General features: G+C 57.4%; 19 protein-coding genes. 8 read left to right on the forward strand and 11 right to left on the reverse strand.

Features of this window, described 5'->3' with window-relative positions; genetic code table 11:
* Positions 1 to 1,253 (forward strand): TGS domain-containing protein (locus JNM42_RS00750; protein WP_294264645.1); only part of this gene is annotated, 1,253 nt, incomplete at its 5' end.
* Positions 1,254 to 1,314: 61 nt separating this feature from the next.
* Here the strand turns inward: JNM42_RS00750 and ppgK are convergent.
* The 9 genes from ppgK to sodC all read right to left on the reverse strand — a co-directional run bounded on the left by ppgK (position 1,315) and on the right by sodC (position 9,550).
* A complete protein-coding gene (gene ppgK / locus JNM42_RS00755; protein ID WP_294264648.1) occupies positions 1,315 to 2,070 on the reverse strand; it encodes a polyphosphate--glucose phosphotransferase in 756 nt (251 codons plus the stop codon).
* Between the two features lie 243 nt (positions 2,071 to 2,313).
* Positions 2,314 to 3,231 (reverse strand): fructosamine kinase family protein, encoded by a 918-nt coding sequence (locus JNM42_RS00760; protein ID WP_294264651.1) that lies wholly within the window; start codon positions 3,229 to 3,231, stop codon positions 2,314 to 2,316.
* Between the two features lie 83 nt (positions 3,232 to 3,314).
* Positions 3,315 to 5,420, reverse strand: coding sequence for a polyphosphate kinase 1 (gene ppk1 / locus JNM42_RS00765; RefSeq protein ID WP_294264654.1), 2,106 nt, complete (start codon positions 5,418 to 5,420; stop codon positions 3,315 to 3,317).
* Between the two features lie 442 nt (positions 5,421 to 5,862).
* Complete coding sequence (locus tag JNM42_RS00770; RefSeq protein ID WP_366504388.1) at positions 5,863 to 6,150, reverse strand: DUF1272 domain-containing protein; 288 nt, start codon at positions 6,148 to 6,150, stop codon at positions 5,863 to 5,865.
* A 140-nt stretch (positions 6,151 to 6,290) separates the two neighbouring features.
* On the reverse strand, positions 6,291 to 6,662 hold the full coding sequence (locus JNM42_RS00775) for an antibiotic biosynthesis monooxygenase family protein (protein ID WP_294264663.1): 372 nt from the start codon (positions 6,660 to 6,662) through the stop codon (positions 6,291 to 6,293).
* A 138-nt stretch (positions 6,663 to 6,800) separates the two neighbouring features.
* Positions 6,801 to 7,484, reverse strand: coding sequence for an SDR family oxidoreductase (locus JNM42_RS00780; protein ID WP_294264666.1), 684 nt, complete (start codon positions 7,482 to 7,484; stop codon positions 6,801 to 6,803).
* A gap of 201 nt (positions 7,485 to 7,685) precedes the next feature.
* Positions 7,686 to 8,042, reverse strand: coding sequence for a cupin domain-containing protein (locus JNM42_RS00785; protein ID WP_294264669.1), 357 nt, complete (start codon positions 8,040 to 8,042; stop codon positions 7,686 to 7,688).
* A 76-nt stretch (positions 8,043 to 8,118) separates the two neighbouring features.
* A complete protein-coding gene (locus JNM42_RS00790) occupies positions 8,119 to 8,787 on the reverse strand; it encodes an NAD(P)H-dependent oxidoreductase (RefSeq protein WP_294264671.1) in 669 nt (222 codons plus the stop codon).
* A 238-nt stretch (positions 8,788 to 9,025) separates the two neighbouring features.
* Complete coding sequence (gene sodC / locus JNM42_RS00795) at positions 9,026 to 9,550, reverse strand: superoxide dismutase [Cu-Zn] SodC (RefSeq protein WP_294264674.1); 525 nt, start codon at positions 9,548 to 9,550, stop codon at positions 9,026 to 9,028.
* A 612-nt stretch (positions 9,551 to 10,162) separates the two neighbouring features.
* On the opposite strand from sodC, the gene JNM42_RS00800 reads away from it, so the two are divergent.
* Positions 10,163 to 11,356 carry a hypothetical protein gene (locus JNM42_RS00800; RefSeq protein WP_294264677.1) on the forward strand — a complete coding sequence of 398 codons (1,194 nt, stop codon included), beginning with the start codon at positions 10,163 to 10,165 and terminating at the stop codon, positions 11,354 to 11,356.
* Between the two features lie 35 nt (positions 11,357 to 11,391).
* On the opposite strand, the gene JNM42_RS00805 is transcribed toward JNM42_RS00800, so the two are convergent.
* Positions 11,392 to 12,060, reverse strand: coding sequence for an SOS response-associated peptidase (locus tag JNM42_RS00805; protein WP_294264680.1), 669 nt, complete (start codon positions 12,058 to 12,060; stop codon positions 11,392 to 11,394).
* Between the two features lie 534 nt (positions 12,061 to 12,594).
* Between JNM42_RS00805 and JNM42_RS00810 the strand changes: the two genes are divergently transcribed.
* From JNM42_RS00810 to JNM42_RS00825, 4 genes are all read left to right on the forward strand, one after another.
* A complete protein-coding gene (locus tag JNM42_RS00810; protein WP_294264683.1) occupies positions 12,595 to 13,623 on the forward strand; it encodes a DUF932 domain-containing protein in 1,029 nt (342 codons plus the stop codon).
* 37 nt (positions 13,624 to 13,660) lie between these two features.
* Entirely contained in the window at positions 13,661 to 13,834 is a 174-nt protein-coding gene (locus JNM42_RS00815; protein WP_294264686.1) for a hypothetical protein, read from the forward strand.
* A gap of 464 nt (positions 13,835 to 14,298) precedes the next feature.
* On the forward strand, positions 14,299 to 14,526 hold the full coding sequence (locus JNM42_RS00820; RefSeq protein WP_294264689.1) for a DUF4160 domain-containing protein: 228 nt from the start codon (positions 14,299 to 14,301) through the stop codon (positions 14,524 to 14,526).
* A gap of 2 nt (positions 14,527 to 14,528) precedes the next feature.
* Entirely contained in the window at positions 14,529 to 14,987 is a 459-nt protein-coding gene (locus JNM42_RS00825) for a DUF2442 domain-containing protein (RefSeq protein WP_294264691.1), read from the forward strand.
* Positions 14,988 to 15,293: 306 nt separating this feature from the next.
* On the opposite strand, the gene JNM42_RS00830 is transcribed toward JNM42_RS00825, so the two are convergent.
* Positions 15,294 to 15,632, reverse strand: a complete 339-nt coding sequence (locus JNM42_RS00830; RefSeq protein ID WP_294264696.1) for a type II toxin-antitoxin system HicB family antitoxin — start codon at positions 15,630 to 15,632, stop codon at positions 15,294 to 15,296.
* A 619-nt stretch (positions 15,633 to 16,251) separates the two neighbouring features.
* Between JNM42_RS00830 and JNM42_RS00835 the strand changes: the two genes are divergently transcribed.
* Both JNM42_RS00835 and JNM42_RS00840 read left to right on the forward strand, forming a co-directional pair.
* Complete coding sequence (locus tag JNM42_RS00835; RefSeq protein WP_294264699.1) at positions 16,252 to 17,439, forward strand: hypothetical protein; 1,188 nt, start codon at positions 16,252 to 16,254, stop codon at positions 17,437 to 17,439.
* A 7-nt stretch (positions 17,440 to 17,446) separates the two neighbouring features.
* A partial coding sequence (locus JNM42_RS00840; RefSeq protein WP_294264702.1) for a hypothetical protein occupies positions 17,447 to 17,667 on the forward strand: 221 nt, incomplete at its 3' end.

Here is a 17,667-nt window from a genome sequence, read left to right on the forward strand (position 1 = left end):
CGAAGGGTAATAATTACCGTTCGCTGCATACGGCGGTCAGTTGCCCGGACGGGCGTTCGCTCGAAGTACAGATTCGCACCCTCGATATGCATACGCATGCCGAACTCGGCGTGGCGGCGCACTGGCGCTACAAGGAAGGCAGCAAGCATTCGTCTGAAGACAGTTATGACGAAAAGATTGCCTGGCTGCGCCAGCTCCTCACCTGGAAGGACGAAGTCGCCGATTCGTCGGACTGGGTGAAGCATTACAAGGAAGCCGCGCTCGACGATACGATCTATGTCATGACACCGCAAGGCTTGGTCGTCGATCTGCCCCGCGGTTCGACGCCGGTTGATTTTGCCTATCGGGTGCATACCGACCTCGGCCATCGCTGCCGGGGCGCCAAGGTCGATGGCGCACTGGTTTCGCTCAATACGCCGCTCGAAACCGGCCAGCGGGTTGAAATCGTCGTCGCCAAACAGGGCGGGCCGTCGCGCGACTGGCTCAATTCGCTGCTCGGTTATCTTTTTACCCAGCGTGCGCGGGCCAAGGCGCGGCAGTGGTTCTCCTCGCGAGCCCTGGAAAAAACGCTGGCCGAAGGGCGGGCCATCGTTAACCGCGAGTTGCAGCGCATGGGCGAGACCGGTACCAGGATCGATGAACTGGCGAGCAGGCTGGGATTCGCCAAAACCGACGATCTGTTCATTGCGCTGGCGCGTTCCGAATTGAACCTGCGCCAGCTCCAGTCAGGCGTGCGCGGCACCGAGACGCAACTGGATGAGCGCGTGGCAAGCGAAACCCCGGTACGCAAGCACAAGGCCAGCGATGAAGCCGAGAAAGGCATTCTGATCGTCGGCGTCGACAAGTTGCTGACCCAGCTTGCCGGTTGTTGCAAGCCGGCGCCGCCTGATCCGATCGTCGGCTTTGTCACGCGCGGCAAGGGCATATCGATTCACCGTGCCGATTGTTCCAATTTTGCCAACATGCAGAAGATGCAGCCGGAACGCGTGATCGAAACCGATTGGGGCGGTCAGAGCGAAGGCGTTTTCGCCGTCGATATCGTGGTTGATGCCAATGACCGTCAGGGTCTGCTGCGTGACATTTCGGAGGTTCTGACGCGCGAGAAAATCAATGTGATCGCGGTCAATACGCAATCGAAGCAGGGCAAGGCGCACATGAAATTCACGGCTGAAATCGGCAACGTCAGCCAACTCACCCAGACCTTGGCCCTGTTGCATGAAGTTGAGGGCGTTCTCGGTGCGCGCCGAGCCTAAGAACATCAAATAGTGGCGCCGTGAAAGTCGCTAACCCGACCTGTGCTGACCTGTAGAACGCTCAGCGGGTGCGCTTGATCTCTTCCTCGGCAAACAGCGCGGCACCGACAACTCCGGCCTGGTTCAGGAAGCTCGCTGCAAGTACCGGCGCCTTGGTAGTGATCATGGGCGAGAACTTGTGCAGTTTTTCGCTGACGCCACCACCCAGCACAATCAGGTCAGGCCAGAACAGGCTCTCCATGGTGGTCAGATACAGGTTAAGGCGCGGCCCCCATTCCCTCCATTTGAGTTGATTGACGATACGCACCGACTCGGAAGCGAATCGTTCTCCTTCAATGCCATTTGCCAGTATGACGTGGCCGAGTTCGGTGTTGGGTAACAAGCGACCATCGACGAAGAGAGCGGTGCCCAGACCGGTGCCAATGGTTACGATCAGCACCACACCCGGATGGCCCTTGCCGGCACCGAAGCGCATTTCTGCCAGACCGGCGACATCGGCGTCGTTGGCCATATAAACCGGGCAGCCGGTGTGCTGCGAAAAAAACTCGGCGACCGGCAGTCCGATAAAGGAATCGTCGATGTTGGCGGCGGTGCGCGCGATACCGTGCTGGATGGCGGCAGGAAAACCCATGCCAATCGGCACTCCCGACCACTGATTCTGATCCAGCATGGCTTTCAGTGTCAGCCCGATCGCTTCGGGGGTGGCCGGCCGCGGTGTCTCGATCCGGGTGCGCTCGGTCAGCAGCACTCCGGTGGCGGTATCAACGATGGCCGCCTTGATACCCGTTCCACCCACATCAATGCCCAATATTTCCACAATGGTCTCCGCTCGAAATTATTCTGAAGCCCGATGCTAGCCTATCCTGAACGCTTTGAGTGCTTTCGGCCAGAGCAAATGGAACAGAGTGCCTACAACAGGCTTGCCCCGTGCAAGGCGTCATGAAGGCCTGAACAGGTATCGACCAGCGCTCGCTCTGGCAGAGAGTGATTTGTGACTCAATCACCGCCGCATCAAGCAGGTGACCCGCGCCCGCAGGCAAGTCATCAAATCCGGCAGATTTCAGCGGCCAATCTCTGCCAGAAGCGTGCCGACCATGCGTTCGGCCTGATGCAGGTAGCCGCTCCCGAACAGGTTGAGGTGGTTGAGGATGTGATAGAGGTTGTATAGCGTTTTGCGCTGTTCAAAGCCGTCGGCGAGTGGCCAGGCCTGGCGATAGGCGGCGTAAAAACTGTCGGGGAAACCGCCGAACAGCTCGCACATCGCCAGATCGGCCTCGCGATCGCCGTAATACACGGCCGGATCGAATAGCGCCAGCACGCCCGACTCGTCCAGCGCCGCGTTGCCATGCCACAGATCGCCGTGCAGCAGGCTGATTTTCGGCTGGTAGTCGACGAAAAGTGCCGGCAGTTTCTCCGCCAGACGTTCGCCGTCGGCGATCAGTTTTCCCTTGTATCCCTTGCGCCTGGCCAGTGCAAGCTGGGGCAGGAGGCGCTGGCGCGCGAAAAAGAGCGGCCAGGTGCGCTCTACGCCATTGTGCTGCGGTGTGCTGCCGATGTAGTTGGCGCGATGCCAGCCCAACCGGTCTCCCTCGATCCGATGCAATTCGGCCAATGCACGAGCTGCGCTTGTTCCGCTATTGCGTTCGCGCAAGGGTTGCAGATTCAGGTGTTCGAGAACGAGATAGGCTTGCCGGCCGCTGACGCCATGCGCAATGACACGCGGCACGCGCAGGGCAGGGCAGGCACCCAGCGCGTTCAGGCCGTCCGCTTCCGCCTCGAACATGTCGAGGAGATCGGCGCTGTTGAGTTTGACGAACCAGCGTTCGCTCGCGGTCTGCGCAATGACAGACCGAGAAATCGAACCGCCGCCAACCTCGGCGACCTGCTGTATTTGACAGGCAGATCCGCTGAACTGGCTGATCGCCTCGTTCAAGGTTTGGCAAAGGCTGGAATCCAGCGGGATTTCGCTGTAGCTCACGGTGGCCTCGTCAGATTCGCTTATTTTTCTCGGGATTCATTGCTGTAATTCGCGCCGCCTGGGGCTCGCTCCAAGAGAGCAAATCAGGGTTTGAGCAGTTCGATCAGTTCGCTCTGCGCGCAGCGTGGTTTGTCGGGCGAACCACGGCGCAGATGATAGCTGCCGTTGGCGTCCATCTCCCAGGCCTGCTGATTGTCGGTCAGATAGATTTGCAGGCCTTCGGCGATGACCCGGCGTTTGAGCTTCCTGTCGAGTATCGGGAAGGCGAGTTCGATGCGGCGAAAGAAGTTGCGCTCCATCCAGTCGGCGCTTGAGAGATAAACCTTCTCCTCGCCGCCCGCGTAAAAATAGAATACGCGATGATGTTCAAGCAGGCGGCCGATGATTGAGCGAACGCGAATGTTCTCCGACAGGCCCTTGATTCCAGGCCTTAGCGCACAAACGCCGCGCACGATCAGGTCAATCTTTACGCCGGCTTGCGAAGCCTCATACAGCGCGCTGATGGTTTCGGGCTCAAGCAGTGAATTCAATTTCGCAATGATGCGTGAGCGCTGGCCGGCAACGGCGGCAGCGGCCTCTTCCTTGATGGCGGCAAGGATGTTCTGCTGCAGCGAGAAGGGGGCCTGCCAGAGATGCTTCAGGGTCTGGGCGCGACCGAGACCGGTGAGCTGCTTGAACACCTCATTGACATCGGCACAGATCTCCTCATTGCTGGTCAGCAGCCCGAAATCGGAGTACAGACGCGCCGTTTTCGGATGGTAGTTGCCGGTCCCAAGATGCACATAGCGCCGCAGCAGGCTGCCGGTTTTTCCTTCTTCACGACGAACGATCATCAGCATCTTGGCGTGCGTCTTGTAGCCGACAACGCCATAGACGACGTGTGCGCCAACCTCTTCCAGCTTGGTTGCCCAGCCGATATTGGCCTCCTCGTCAAAGCGCGCCATCAACTCGACGACCACTGTTACCTCTTTGCCGTTCTGCGCAGCGTGCAGCAGCGATTGCATCAGCACGGAGTCGGTTCCGGTACGGTAAACCGTCATCTTGATCGCCACCACTTGCGGGTCGCTCGTTGCCTTGTCGATCAGTGAGATGACCGGCGCAAAACTCTGGTAGGGATGATGCAGCAGGACATCGTTGGCGCGAATATCATCAAAAATGATCTGCCCTTTGTGCAGCGACTTGGGGAAACCGGGTCTGAATGGAGCGAACTTGAGATCGTCGCGGGCGACCCAATCGGGTACTTGCATCAGCCGAACAAGGTTAACCGGGCCGGCAACGCGATAGAGATCGGTCTCCCCCAGATTGAACTGGGAGAGCAGGAATTCGGCCATGACCTCCGAACAATTGTCCGCAACCTCCAGCCGCACGCCATCGCCAAAGTGCCGCTGCGGCAGCTCGCCCTGAATCTTGGTGCGCAGGTTCTTGACCTCTTCTTCATCGACGAAGAGGTCGCTATTGCGCGTGACGCGAAACTGGTAACAGCCGAGGACGTTCATTCCGGAGAACAGTTCGCCGACGAAGGCGTGCAGTACGGAGGAGAAAAATACGAAACCGTACTCGCATTCGCAGAGTTCCTGCGGCAGGCGAATGACGCGCGGCAGAACCCGGGGGGCCTGTACGATGGCGGCGCCGGAGCTGCGTCCGAAGGCGTCCTTGCCATCGAGTTCAACAGCGAAATTAAGACTCTTGTTGAGTACGCGCGGGAAGGGGTGCGAGGGATCGAGACCGATCGGGGTCAGCACCGGCATGACTTCGCGGAAAAAATAATCCTTGATCCACTCGCGTTGTCCGGTGGTCCATGCCGAGCGGCGCAGAAAGTGAATGCTCTGCTCGGCAAGCCTGGGCAGGATTTCATCGTTGAGCAAGGCATATTGCTCTTCAACCAGCGAGTGTGCTTCGTCGCTGACCAGACGGTAGGCGGCGCGCGCGGTCAGGCCGTCGGTGGTGACCGCAACCGAGTTGAGCTTGAGTTGTTCCTTGAGGCCGGCGACACGGATTTCGAAAAATTCGTCGAGATTGCTGCTGACGATGCACAGAAAACGCAGGCGTTCGAGAAGCGGCGTGAGCGGGTTTTTGGCCTGCGACAGGACGCGGCGGTTGAACGCCAGGATGCCCAGCTCACGGTTCAGGAAGTTTTCAGAGGGGAAGTGCGCGGCGCCGGCCGGCGGGATATCGTTGCGAGTAGTCATGGCTTCATTGAATCAGGAATGGATGAGTGATGCAAGGATGTGATGCTGTGAATACATGGCAATTCATACCTTCGGATTTCCTGATCCCGACTGGAGTTTTGCGACCTGAACCGGAAATGTAGCGGCACTTCATCTGACTGAATGTGACGGTTGCTTGGGTAAGTCCATTGAGAAACGACTTATTTAAATGGCGTATGCTGAAAAGACGCTAAAACGTAGGCCAATCCTGCTTGGCAGGGTTATCCTTCCGAAACAAACAAGCGGCAGATTTATCGTTCTGAGCTTGGCGTAATCCGCGATTCAAAAGCAGTAATCACGGCTTAAAACGGCATGGATATTGTTCCCAAGCACAGCAACGATATCCTTCGCGGGACAAGCGCCTGTTTTTAACCGAAACCTCAATCAGACCAAATCGTTTTTTGATGAACGCCGCCTGACATCATTACGCGGCTTTCCCACAACCGGCGGGCTTGTAGATCCTGTCCTTTGACGCCGGATTGTTGGCCAGTCTATCTGCCGGACGCCGCGGTCGCACAAGCAACTCCCCGCCACAGTTTGGGCACTTGCCATTGAGTGCACCTTCAGCGCAAGAAACGCAAAAAGTGCACTCGAAAGAGCAGATGCGGGCTTCCGTCGAATCCGGTGGCAAGTCCTTGTCACAGCATTCGCAATTGGGCCTGAGTTGCAGCATGGGTACCTCCGGGGAAAAAGTGGCATGATGGGCTGGCATGCCGAGGCTTTGATAACCGTTCCTGAGGGATCAAGCGAACGCAATTTCCAGGATGCGCTAACCATTTCCAGGGCTGAGTGCGTTCAATGGCGGACGACTTTGGAGTTCCGCTTGAGCCAATGATGCCGGCTTAGGGCGGCTTAGGGCCCAACACACAGATTGGGCACCGTAAGGCGCGTGAACAGGTGCGGCGAGGCCACGGCTGAAGACGGGTAGTGCTCCAGTGCCTTCTTGAACTCGGGGTTGCTGAAAGCGGCGCGGAAATGGGCCGTTGACTCCCACACGGCGTAGTTCATGAACACCGTGCTGCCTGCTATGCCTTGATGCAACTGCGTCGAGATATAGCCGGGTTGCCGTTTCATCCAGTTGGCATCTTCTTCCCAGGCCTTGAGGAGGGCGGGAATATCTCCCTCGGCGACCTGGAAGATGTTGACCAGGATAACGGGTGAGATCTCAACACCGAGTTGCTGGAAGATCGGAACGTTTGAATCAAGAGGTTTGAGCTGAAGCATGTACACTCTCCTTTGCAATGTACCCCGGGTCAGGGCGGAAAAAACGTGGCTGACGATGCACAGACCGATGTTCAGGGTAACAGGTCAGTGCAGCATTTTGCGCAGTTCCGATTGACCCCGGAATTGGGCTTGTTCCCCCTAACGTGCCACCCAACCGCCACATACGGGGAAAATCTGGCCCACGAAGCAACTCGCTGGTTCGCTGCACAGATAGGCGGCGAACTCGGCATCTTCGCGGGCTCCAACAAGGCGCCCGAGAGGCACTTCGCGCCGCAAGCGTTCTTGGAAACGCGGATTGGCTTGAACGTCGGCCGGGAAGTAGGTCGGGTTATCGACGAAGTTCTGGGCGATTGCATTCACCTGGATATTGTGCACGGCGAGTTCCACCCCGACAGATTGCACGTAAGCGAGTTGGGCGCCCCTGGCTGAACTGTAGGTCGATGCACGCTTCATGCCCCTTAGTGCCGATGCGCTGCCCATCAGCAGAATCTTTCCGGCTTGTCTTTCAATCATTTGTGGCAGAACCGCTCGCAATAGCCGTGGCAAGGGGTCAACAAGGGCGGCAAATGTATCTCTCCACTCGACATCGCTCACGTCCGCCGCTACGGTGATCGGCGCCGGCACCGCCAGATTGATAACCAGGACATCGATTTCGCCCGCCGAAGCAACGACGCGAGCCGGTGCGTCGGGATCGACAAGAGATTGTGCGCTGGCGATCACTAACGCACCGTGCTTGGCAAAAACCTCACACAGGACAGGCCCCATGAAGGCATCTGCCTGGGTGACCAGAATGCGCTTGCCTTCGAGCAGGCTATTCGACATTGGAGCTTTCGTTGTCTGATGAAACGCAGATATTAGGCGCGGCAACTACGCTAGACAAGGTAGAGATAACCGTCCAGGAAAAAAGGGTGGAGAAATTTGGCTCCGATGAATTCCAGAATAGGCACGGGTACTTTGTGCACGCCAGCTACGGTGGATAGGCCTGCTGGATAGCTGCGACTCTGGCCGCACATTTGCCATTGCCTACTTCTTGGCCAACTCAAAACCGGCGTTGCCAGAGGCCACTACTGAAACAAATATCAAAGGCGTGTGCCCCGTGTTCATTGCGCCATGTACTTGCCCGGGTTTTGCTATGGCAATATCTCCTGCCTTGAGACGAGCGACCTGGCCACCTCCCTGATAATACTCGGCTTCTCCCGAGATGACTGTCCACGTATCCTGGCCGTGGGGATGAATATGAGCGGCTATTTCCTGCCCTGGGTGGGCATGCCAGACAACAACCGCTGAGTCATCAGTTTCCAGAACCACCGATCGAATTGGTTCGCCGTCAGATGCTTGAATATAATCAGAAAGCGAAAAGAGTCTTGATTCTGTTTCCATAGTTACACCGGATAAATCCAATTAAATCAAAGAGTCGAACAAGTTCGACGCACGCTGAGAGTCAGGCAAGCCTGCTTCAGTAAATTCCGACGTCAATGGGCGACTCGTGATCAATTGTCAGTAGCCGCGTGGCATAGGACGCCAGATGCTGTTTTCGCTGCTCGTCCGTCAGACGAATGGGCCCATAGACGATCTGCGGTGCCAGTATGTCGAAGCCAACGAACTGCAACATGCCACGGTGAATCGGGCGCAGTATCGCAGCGATGTCGCCGTTGAAAGCCCCTTTGCGATAGGCCTCTTCCGGGCCGCCTGTGGTCAGGGAGAGCAGTGCCCGCTTTCCGCGAAAAACGCCGGTCCCGTAAATACGGTCGCCACCGTAAATGCGCCCCATTGCAAAAACACGATCGACCCACCCCTTGAGAACTGCCGGCAACCCGAACCACCACAGCGGAAACTGCCAGATCATCAGCTCGCACCACTCAAGCTTTTCCATCTCGGCCTCGATTTCAGCCGAAAAGCCGTTCACTCCGGTCGCGTGCATTTCTTCGAGCTGCAGTTTAAGGTAGTCCGGATCCTTGACACTCGTAAAGTTGTTCCGGCTGGAAACCGGATCGAAGTGCATCTCATGCAGGTCGGACGTCTTCACCTCGTGCCCTGCTCCGGCAAGAATCTCACAAGCCGTGCGAAACATCGCACCATTAAAACTCTGGGGCTCTGGATGCCAGTAAACCACGAATACCTTCATAAACGTACGCCTTGATTTGTTGCCCGAAGATCAAACTCGATTATATAGCCGGGGCATAAACTGGTTGTGCTCCAGATGCCTATCCAGTGAAGAAAGCTGCCGGAGACATTTTGCCCAGGTTATTTCTGGAATTCGCACTGCTTCCATACAGCCACCCAGGAAAAGAGCAGCCAGAGGGGAGCGCATAGCGTTCAAGCTTGGCTGAGCACGTAGCGCTTGCGCAGCGATACTCGACGATCTACTGAATAACGCCACAAACCAGGCGTGCGCCGCCTCCACCAAGGGGGTCCGGATGGTCTGCATGGTTGTCCCCTCCGGCATGAATCATCAAGGAGCGACCTTTGACATCAGTCATTTTAAGCCTGGGCGCCAATACTGGGTTATTTGCATTCCCCAGGGTATCCACGTAAAGCGCGGGCAAATCACCTAAATGCCCATCACCCCAAGGCAACCCGTGGCGCTTGCTTGCCGCCGGATCGTAATGCCCTCCCGCTGACAATGCCGGTACCATCTTCCCCTCTTTATCCTTGGGCTCGCAACTCGGGTTTTCATGCACATGAAAGCCATGCAAGCCTTGCGGAAGACCCGCAAGTGTCGGGCTGAAAACGAGGCCATAGGGTGTTTCGCTGATGATGACCTGGCCAACCGATTTCCCGATGCCTTTCTCGTCAACGATGTTCATTTGAACGCCAATATCCGCCTGTGCTGCCCCACACAGAGAGAGCGTGGCTACTGCCAAAAACATTTCAAATCGAGCTTTCATGAATCCTCCTTCGTTGTTGAAAAGCGAAATTGCTGTTCCCGTGAGACAGTATCACACGTACACCCCGACCCACGTTCCCCAACCTGTCGCCGTGGCTCGCATGGAAAAGCACCTTGATGAAAGTTTTGCTTCGCGCAATTGCTGCCTCAACACCGCATCAAAAAATTGTGTCAATCGGCAAATCAAAATACAGGGAACCTGCCTGCAACAAGAACACCTGAATGGCCACTTACCATCCTTCACCCAGCCCTGGTTCCCCCCCCAATCAACCCCGCATCATCGCCCACCGGTTCGGCAAGCCAGTGCTGCCCGCGCTCGGCGCTGATGAGCACCGGCATCCGCTGTGGATGGGGTCCATCAGGGCATTCGCGCCTGTCGTTACGAGGCGGACGGTGCACAGAATCTTGCCGTCTGGTAAAGAATAATATAAACAGGTATGGCATCAACGTTTTAATGAAGAAAAATGTGATCTGATCCCTGATGTCAGTCAGCCACGCTTTAGTTAAACAGAGAGCATTTCTATCTTGACTCAGAGATCTGCTTTACTGGCCGTTTGCGGCTTTTCAGGAGAAAAATGTAGTTCTTTGAGGCTTGTGGAGAAAATACAACAGCATGATCACTGATAAATGCCCGATTCGAACCTGTGCGGCTGCGAGCGAACGAGCGCAGGAAAATCCGGTTTGCGGGAGCAGAATCATCAATCTGATTTCCCTGTTCGTCGCTTTGTTGGTGGCGTTGGCGGGATGCGCCACTCAAGATCGCGCGCCCACGCTGATACCGCCGGTTCAGATCACGCAGGAAACCTGGAGGCAGGTCGAAAGCGACATAGTCGCTGCATCATTAGCCGCGAAAGTACCAGCCAAGAACTACGCTCGCGGATCCATGGAAAGCTGGCGGGACCGGGTTCACAAGCGCACCGAGGCCGACTTCATTCCGTGGTTCACCGGTTACTGGACCCAGCAATGGCTGGCTATCAAGGTTGGCTGGTACAAGCTGAATGCCAGCGAGGATACTAGCAATCCGGCCGTGAAACGACTGGCGGCCTATCTGCAGGAGCAGTACCAGGATCGCGTGCTGAGACCAGTTGCCAAGGAGATCGATCCCGACCTGGTCAGGGAGCAAGCGACGACTATCTACGTCCGAATTCTCGGCGAGCAAGTTCAGGGAATCCAGCAGCGCTACGACGTACCCATAGATCAATTCGACCGGCGGCTCAAGAACATTCCAGCGATTGAACTGGCGCCACCATCAGCCCACAGTGCTACGCTCTACCAGATTCTGCACGCCGATCCGATCGCCAAGCTGCCGGCCTATGTGGCGCTGATCGATCATATACGCAAGGACGCTGGCGGTGCGGGAGCCGGTCCATCAGACGCCAGGATATCGCCAGTGGCGGAAAAAGCCAGTGAAAGACTAGTGACCAAGCTCGCCACCAGCGGTGGCGCAAGCGCTGCCGCTGCGGCGGTCGGTGGCGTCGGAGGCCTGATTATTTCATTGGGCGCGCTTGGCATTGGTGCTATAGGGCACGAGAGCGAGCGACCAGAAATGGAAGCGCAAATTCGTGAAAGCCTGAATTCCGCGTTGGACGATATGTGGCTTGGTCTGATGGAGAACCCTGCCTCTGGGGTAATGGCGGGGGTCAATCACATCGCTGAACAGCTTGAAGAAAGTCTCTTCCAACCCCTTGCGCAACCGGTGATTTTCGAACCGATACCGCGAGAAATCCCCCTGTCAGGTGAGCAATCGCTTGAGAACGAAGAAAGCGATAACGAAGACCTGATCGATGACATGAACGCGGATGACTAACACCATCGAGCATAGGCAGGCTACTCCGCTGTCAATTACCCAGCCCTGGCTTCCCGCTCAATCAACCCCGCATCATCGTCCACTGTTTTACTGACCCGCCTGCTCACCGGCCACGCCTGTAGGTTCGCATCGGGACAAGCCGTCACCAGCCTCTCCACTTTCTCCACCGGTTCGGCAAGCCAGTCCTGCCAGTGTTCGGCGCTGACGATCACCGGCATCCGCTCGTGGATGGGTTCCATCAAGGCATTCGCGCCTGTCGTTACGATGCAGACGGTGCGCAGGATGTTGCCGTCCGGCGCCTTCCATGATTCCCATAATCCGGCCAGCGCCATCGGCTCGCCTGATTTCAGGCTGATGTAATACGGCTGCTTGATCCTGTCCTCGGTCTTCCATTCGTAGAATCCGGAGGCCGGGACCAGGCAGCGACGGCGCTTGAAGGCATCACGGAAAGAAGGCTTTGCAGCCACGGTTTCACCGCGCGCGTTGTTCAGCCGCGCACCGATGCTTGTGTCCCTGGCCCAATGCGGCACCAGACCCCAGCGCAGCAGATGCAGGACGCGCTTACCTTCGGGCGATTGCCTGATCACCGGTATGTCGGTGCCGGGTGGAATGTTGTAGCGCGGTTTGAAAGCGGCACACTCATCGAGCCCGAAGCGGGTGATGAGTTCAGCGGGTGGTGCTTTGAGGGCGAAGCGTCCGCACATCTCGGTTCACCTCTGGACGTTGATCCCGATGCTTAGTGTAGACCGGCGACGACTATTTGCACCTCTTTATCTTTTTTTATGTTAACAACTTGGGCAAAGAATCGCCACCAAGCCACAAAGAACACAAATATTCATCGGTAAAACAATAAGATGGCCGATAAAAGACGAACTCCGGATGGGCAACAAAGCGGTCAAAATCCGTTTCTTGCCCTCAGGTTTCCCAAGGCCAGGCTTCGGGCAAAAATTTGTAGGTCGGGTTAGCCATAGCGTCCACCAAGAGAATTAGCTTCGCAGCATAACCCGACAATCTTCGAAACGTCGGGTTTCGCCCTGCGGGCTAACCTGACCTACACTGCTTCTCGTCATTCCGGCTTTCGACGGAATGACGGAATGAAGCCATTGTTCCGTTGTTTCGATTCACATTGAATACGCTGGGTATCTCCGGAAAAGATTTCTCACGAGCGGCGCGACAGTATCATCTGGTGAGCCTCTGTGCCGTCAGAATGAACGCCATCGACATCCGGAGAAGCGCTCATGGCACACAATATCGGACACATGTTCTACTTTGGCGAACGTCCGTGGCACAGGCTCGGAGAAGAACTCAAGGCGCCCGCCACGCTGGAGCAGGCGCTGGCGGCCGGCGGCCTCGACTGGGACGTGGCTCTGCTCCCCATTGTCCCGGCGGGCGAACCGGAGTCGCGGATCAGCCATCGTGTTGCCGTTATGCGCACCGACAAAAAGCCCGGCGAGACCGGCCGCGTCGTTGGCGTTGTCCATCCGGGCTTCGAACCGCTGCAGAACCGGCAGGGCGCCCGCATGTTCGACGCCCTGCTGGGCAAGGGGAAGGCCATCTATCACACCGGGGGCTACCTCAAAAACGGTGAAGTCATCTGGCTTCTTGCCCGCTTGCCCGGCGACATTCGCGTTCGCGGCGATGACATCCTGGAAACCTACCTGCTGTTCACCAACAGTCATGACGGCTCGCTGGCCATCGATATCCGCCTGACGACGGTGCGCGTCGTCTGCCAGAACACCCTGTCGCTGGCGCTGCACCAGCGCGATACGGCCGGCAAGGTGTTTCGCCGGTCACACCATGGCCGCTACGCGCTGCTCCAGGAAGACGCCAGGGCATTCTTCGATTTCTCCATGCGGCACGCCAGAGAGACCGGAAGCCTGTTTACCCGCATGGCCAACAAACCCTGCACCGGGAAGGAGTTTCAGGACTTTCTCGACCAGCTCATGCCGGACCCGGGCAAGCCGGCCAGCGCCGATCACAATCCGGCCGTGCAGCACGCCTACGAGACGCGCATGGAAACGATACGGGCTAACCGCAAGCAGATCGTGGACGTACATCGGGAGGGAATCCCCGAGCACAATATCCCCCCGGCAGAACGTGACTGGTGGGGCGCGCTGAATACCATCACCGCCTGGTCCGATCATCTCCAGACCACCGAGAACGAACGCTACGCCCACCTCCTGCTGGGCAGCGGCGACAAGCTTAAGGCGAGCGCCTTTGCCAGAATCCAGGCCACGACAGGAATCAACTATGCCAATGCACGCTGAGCGCCGGGCAACACCCCGCGCCTACGGGAGAAGCACCATGAACACCCTGCAAGGTCTCTTCGAGCGTCTGCTCGGCATCGCCCACTACCAGGCCGCGCTGCGCCACAAGGCGCACCAGGTGTTTTGCACCCCGACCCACAACCTCGTCCCGCTCGAAAAACCGGCCTGCTGGCGACGCCCGGCGCGTATCCAGCGAAGCCGCCGTTCATGAGCAAACAGACCAGGAATGTGCAGGTCGGGTTAGCGGCTTCTCGCGTAACCCGACATCAACCCGATCAGTGGACAAGCCGGGGTAATTTTGTTCTAACCAATCACAGTCATTCCGGCGCAAGCCGGAATCCAGATTCGTCCATACGATCAAGAAGTTAAAAGAACGGTTTGATTAACGAACTGGATTCCGGGTCAAGCCCGGAATGAGCGCGAAGCCTGGCCTCGGGCCACCGTAATTCAATGAATTGGCGACAGAACAAATTTACCGTGGATTCGTGACCGTGAGGGCTTGCAGATTCAGAATTTTGACCGGCATTCACGGACTCCAGATGTGACAAACTCCCGCTACAAGTGGAAACCTGCGAGCGTTGAGGGTCACTGAACGGAATCAGTATCAAATATTGGCCATTGCAACAGTATGAAAATCCGCTTTAATGGTGTAATAATTGCACTATACTATTTGATATGAACACGATCTACCGGTCTGGCAAGCTGAAGATATCGGTATATGCCGATCACGCGCCGCCACATTTCCATGTGCGCACCCCCGAGGGTGATTCGACTGTGGATTTGCAAGCGCTGAAAGTGATCGCCGGTAGAGCGAACCGAAAGTTACTGGCCGAAGCAATTGCTTGGGCTTTGGACAACCGCGAACTCCTATGGCATGAGTGGCGCAAACTAAATGGAGATTGACCATGCGCGAGAAACTTCCCCGTATTACCGCTGCAAAAGCACTGCCAGAGCAGCGGCTTTCGATTGATTTCGAGGATGGCTGGACGGCAACAGTCAGTCTTGGCCAGTATATTGAAGCATTCCCAGTGCTTGCTCCACTGGCTGACAGCACGCTTTTTCAAAAGACGAAAGTGGAAGAATGGGGTTCGGGTGTGACGTGGGATGACGAGGGACCGCTGTCGATCGCTGCCACCACCTTGTACCGCCTTGCTGCCGAACAGTCGGAGGTACCTGCGCGGCGTTTCGATGCATGGATGATCACCAACGGACTCTCGGCCACACGCGCCGCAGAAGCTTTGGGCATGACCCGCCGCAGCATTATCAGTTATCGTACCGGTGCCCGTCCCGTGCCAACTTACATCAACCTGGCGTGCATAGGCTGGGAGGCAGTTCGCGGCAAGCGGCAAACTCACGCTCACTGAATACCTTTGCTCAACCGCGACCGATCTGGACTAACCAGGCGGCGGCAGATTGCCGAAAGCTGACGGAGGGCCGAACGGCTCTTTTGGGCACGGTGGAGTCAGCCAGGCTTCACCGTCATTCCGGCGAACGCCGGAATCCAGATCTGTCTATCTGATCAAGAAGTAAAGGAACGTTTTGATTAACGAACTGGATTCCGGGTCAAGCCCGGAATGAGCGCGAAGCCTGGCCTCGGGCCACGGTAATTGAATGAATTGGAGACAGAACAAATTTACCGTGTGCGGGAACACTCGATTTAATCCGGAAAGCTAACCCTCCTGCGCGGCTGAGCGCAGCGTCTCGACGGCCAACTGGTTCAAACTTTTGCCGTGCGCGGCGGCGGTGATTGCGGCTGCTTCGTGGACTTCCGGGTCAAGGCGAAGAACAAATTTTCCGGAATAATGCTTGCGCGGATCAATGCCGCGCTTCTGGCACGCTTCCAGGAAAACCCGCAGAGAGGTTTCGCCTTCACGGTGAAGACCTTCAACATCGGCAGCATAGAAATCAGCGCCGCCATTCAGCCCAGGGAACTCACCACGGAACATCGAAATCTCCGGGTCAAAAGCAATGACGGCCTGATAGCCGCCTATTTTCATCACGTTATTCATGGCCTGATAGTATCAATTATTAGTAAGTGTAGGTCGGGTTAGCGGTTTCTCGCGACCCGACATCACCCCGACCAGTGGACAAGCCAGGATAAATTTGTGCTACCAGCCCACCGTGGCCCGAGTCCAGGCTTCGCACTCATTCCGGCGAACACCGGAATCCAGATTCGTCTATCTGATCAAAAAGTTAGAGAACGTTTAGATGAACGAACTGGATCCGGATCGAGCCCGGAATGACGGTGTTTGATGAACGAACTGGATTCCGGGTCAAGCCCGGAATGAGTGCGAAGCCTGGCCTCGGGCCACGGTAATTCAATGAATTTGCGCCATAACACATTTACCGTATGCGGGAGGGGGTTGAGGGTTACTGAACGGAAAGCCGAAGGTGCTTGCCTGTCCGTGCCAGCATGTGAACCAACGCATCAAATTTTCGGGCTGCAGCCGCCTCGGCGCCATTCCACCGTGCTGCAGATTTCGGCTTGCACGACTTGACTCGCCTGCAAATATAGTTTAACGTTAAACTAAATACACGACTTCGGCCCATGGCTGCCGATGCCCGCCAGGCAGAAACACCGCACCAGGCATTGAAGCAAACTGCGCCACAACTCTGAAGGAGATCACCATGCAAAGACGTCAATTCCTGAAGCTGGCCGGAGGCGGCATCGTGCTCGCCGCTGCTGCCGGCACACTGGGCGGCTGCTCGATGTTCGAGGTTCCCGCATCGGCCGTCGCCGCCTGGCAGGGACCGGACAAGGACGTCGAGTTGCGACACTGGATTCTTTCGTATGCCCTGCTCGCGCCGAATCCCCACAACCGGCAGCCCTGGATCGCGGACCTGCGCACCGAAGGACAGATCGCCCTGCGACTGGACACCGATCGACTGCTCCCCGCAACCGATCCGTTCGGGCGGCAAATCCTGATGGGTGCCGGCGCCTTTCTTGAATTGCTGGTGATGGCGGCAGCCGAGCGCGGCTACCGCGCCGAGGTAAGGTTGTTTCCCGACGGCGAGCCGGGCGAAAAACTGGACGCGAAGGACTTCGCCCGCGTGCAGTTGACCAAGGAGGAAGGCATCGCGCGCGACCCGCTCTTCGCGCACGTTCTGGCGCGCCGTACCGAGCGTCGTGCTTACGATGTATCGCGCCCCATCAGCGCCGAGGAATCCGGGCGGCTGAGCGCCGTCGCATCCTCACAGCCGGTGACGTTCGGAATCGCCGGTACGCTTGCCGCACCGGCCGCAGACGCGGAACGCATCGTCAGGATACGCAGCATCGCGCGCGAAGCCTGGCGCATCGAACTTTCCACCGAGCCCACCATGATGGAATCCATGCGGCTTCTGCGCCTCGGCGGCGCCGAGATCGACCGGTATCGAGACGGCATCACCATCACCAGCCCACTGCTGGTGATATTGGCGAAGACGGGGCTGTTCGACCGGAACCAGTTTCCTGCTTCAGATTCCCAGGCCACGCAGGGGCAGATCAGGGACTTCGATGCCATAACCGCTTCGACTCCTTCGTACTTGTGGATCGTCACCAGGGGCAATCGACGCGAGCAGCAGATCGCAGCAGGGCGAGCCTATGTCCGCGTCAACCTCGCCGGCACCGCCATGGGCCTCGTCATGCACCCCAATGAACAGTCCCTGCAGGAATTCAAGGAAGTCGCCGGCCCCTATCGCGATATCCACACGCTGCTGGAGGCGCCGGCCCCGGATTACACCGTACAAATGCTCGCGCGGTTGGGCCGCCTCCCGGCCGGATCGGACCCCGCACCGCCGGCACCGCGGCGCGGCCTGAGCGCCCATCTAGCCGCTTGAAACTGCCATGAACGCAAAGCGGCCTACCCTGAGCAGTCCGGATACCATGGACGATCCGATCGAATTCCAGGTGCTGAACGAGATCGGCATCATCGACCAACTGGCGCAAAGCAGCGCGGGGCGCTTGCTGGCACCCGAGCTGAACATGTCGCAATTCGTCGTCCTGAATCATTTCGTGCGGCTCGGCGGGGAACAATCGCTGGTGCAACTGGCTTCTGCCATTCAGGT

The organism is Propionivibrio sp., from assembly GCF_016790145.1.
Taxonomy (GTDB): Bacteria; Pseudomonadota; Gammaproteobacteria; order Burkholderiales; family Rhodocyclaceae; genus Propionivibrio.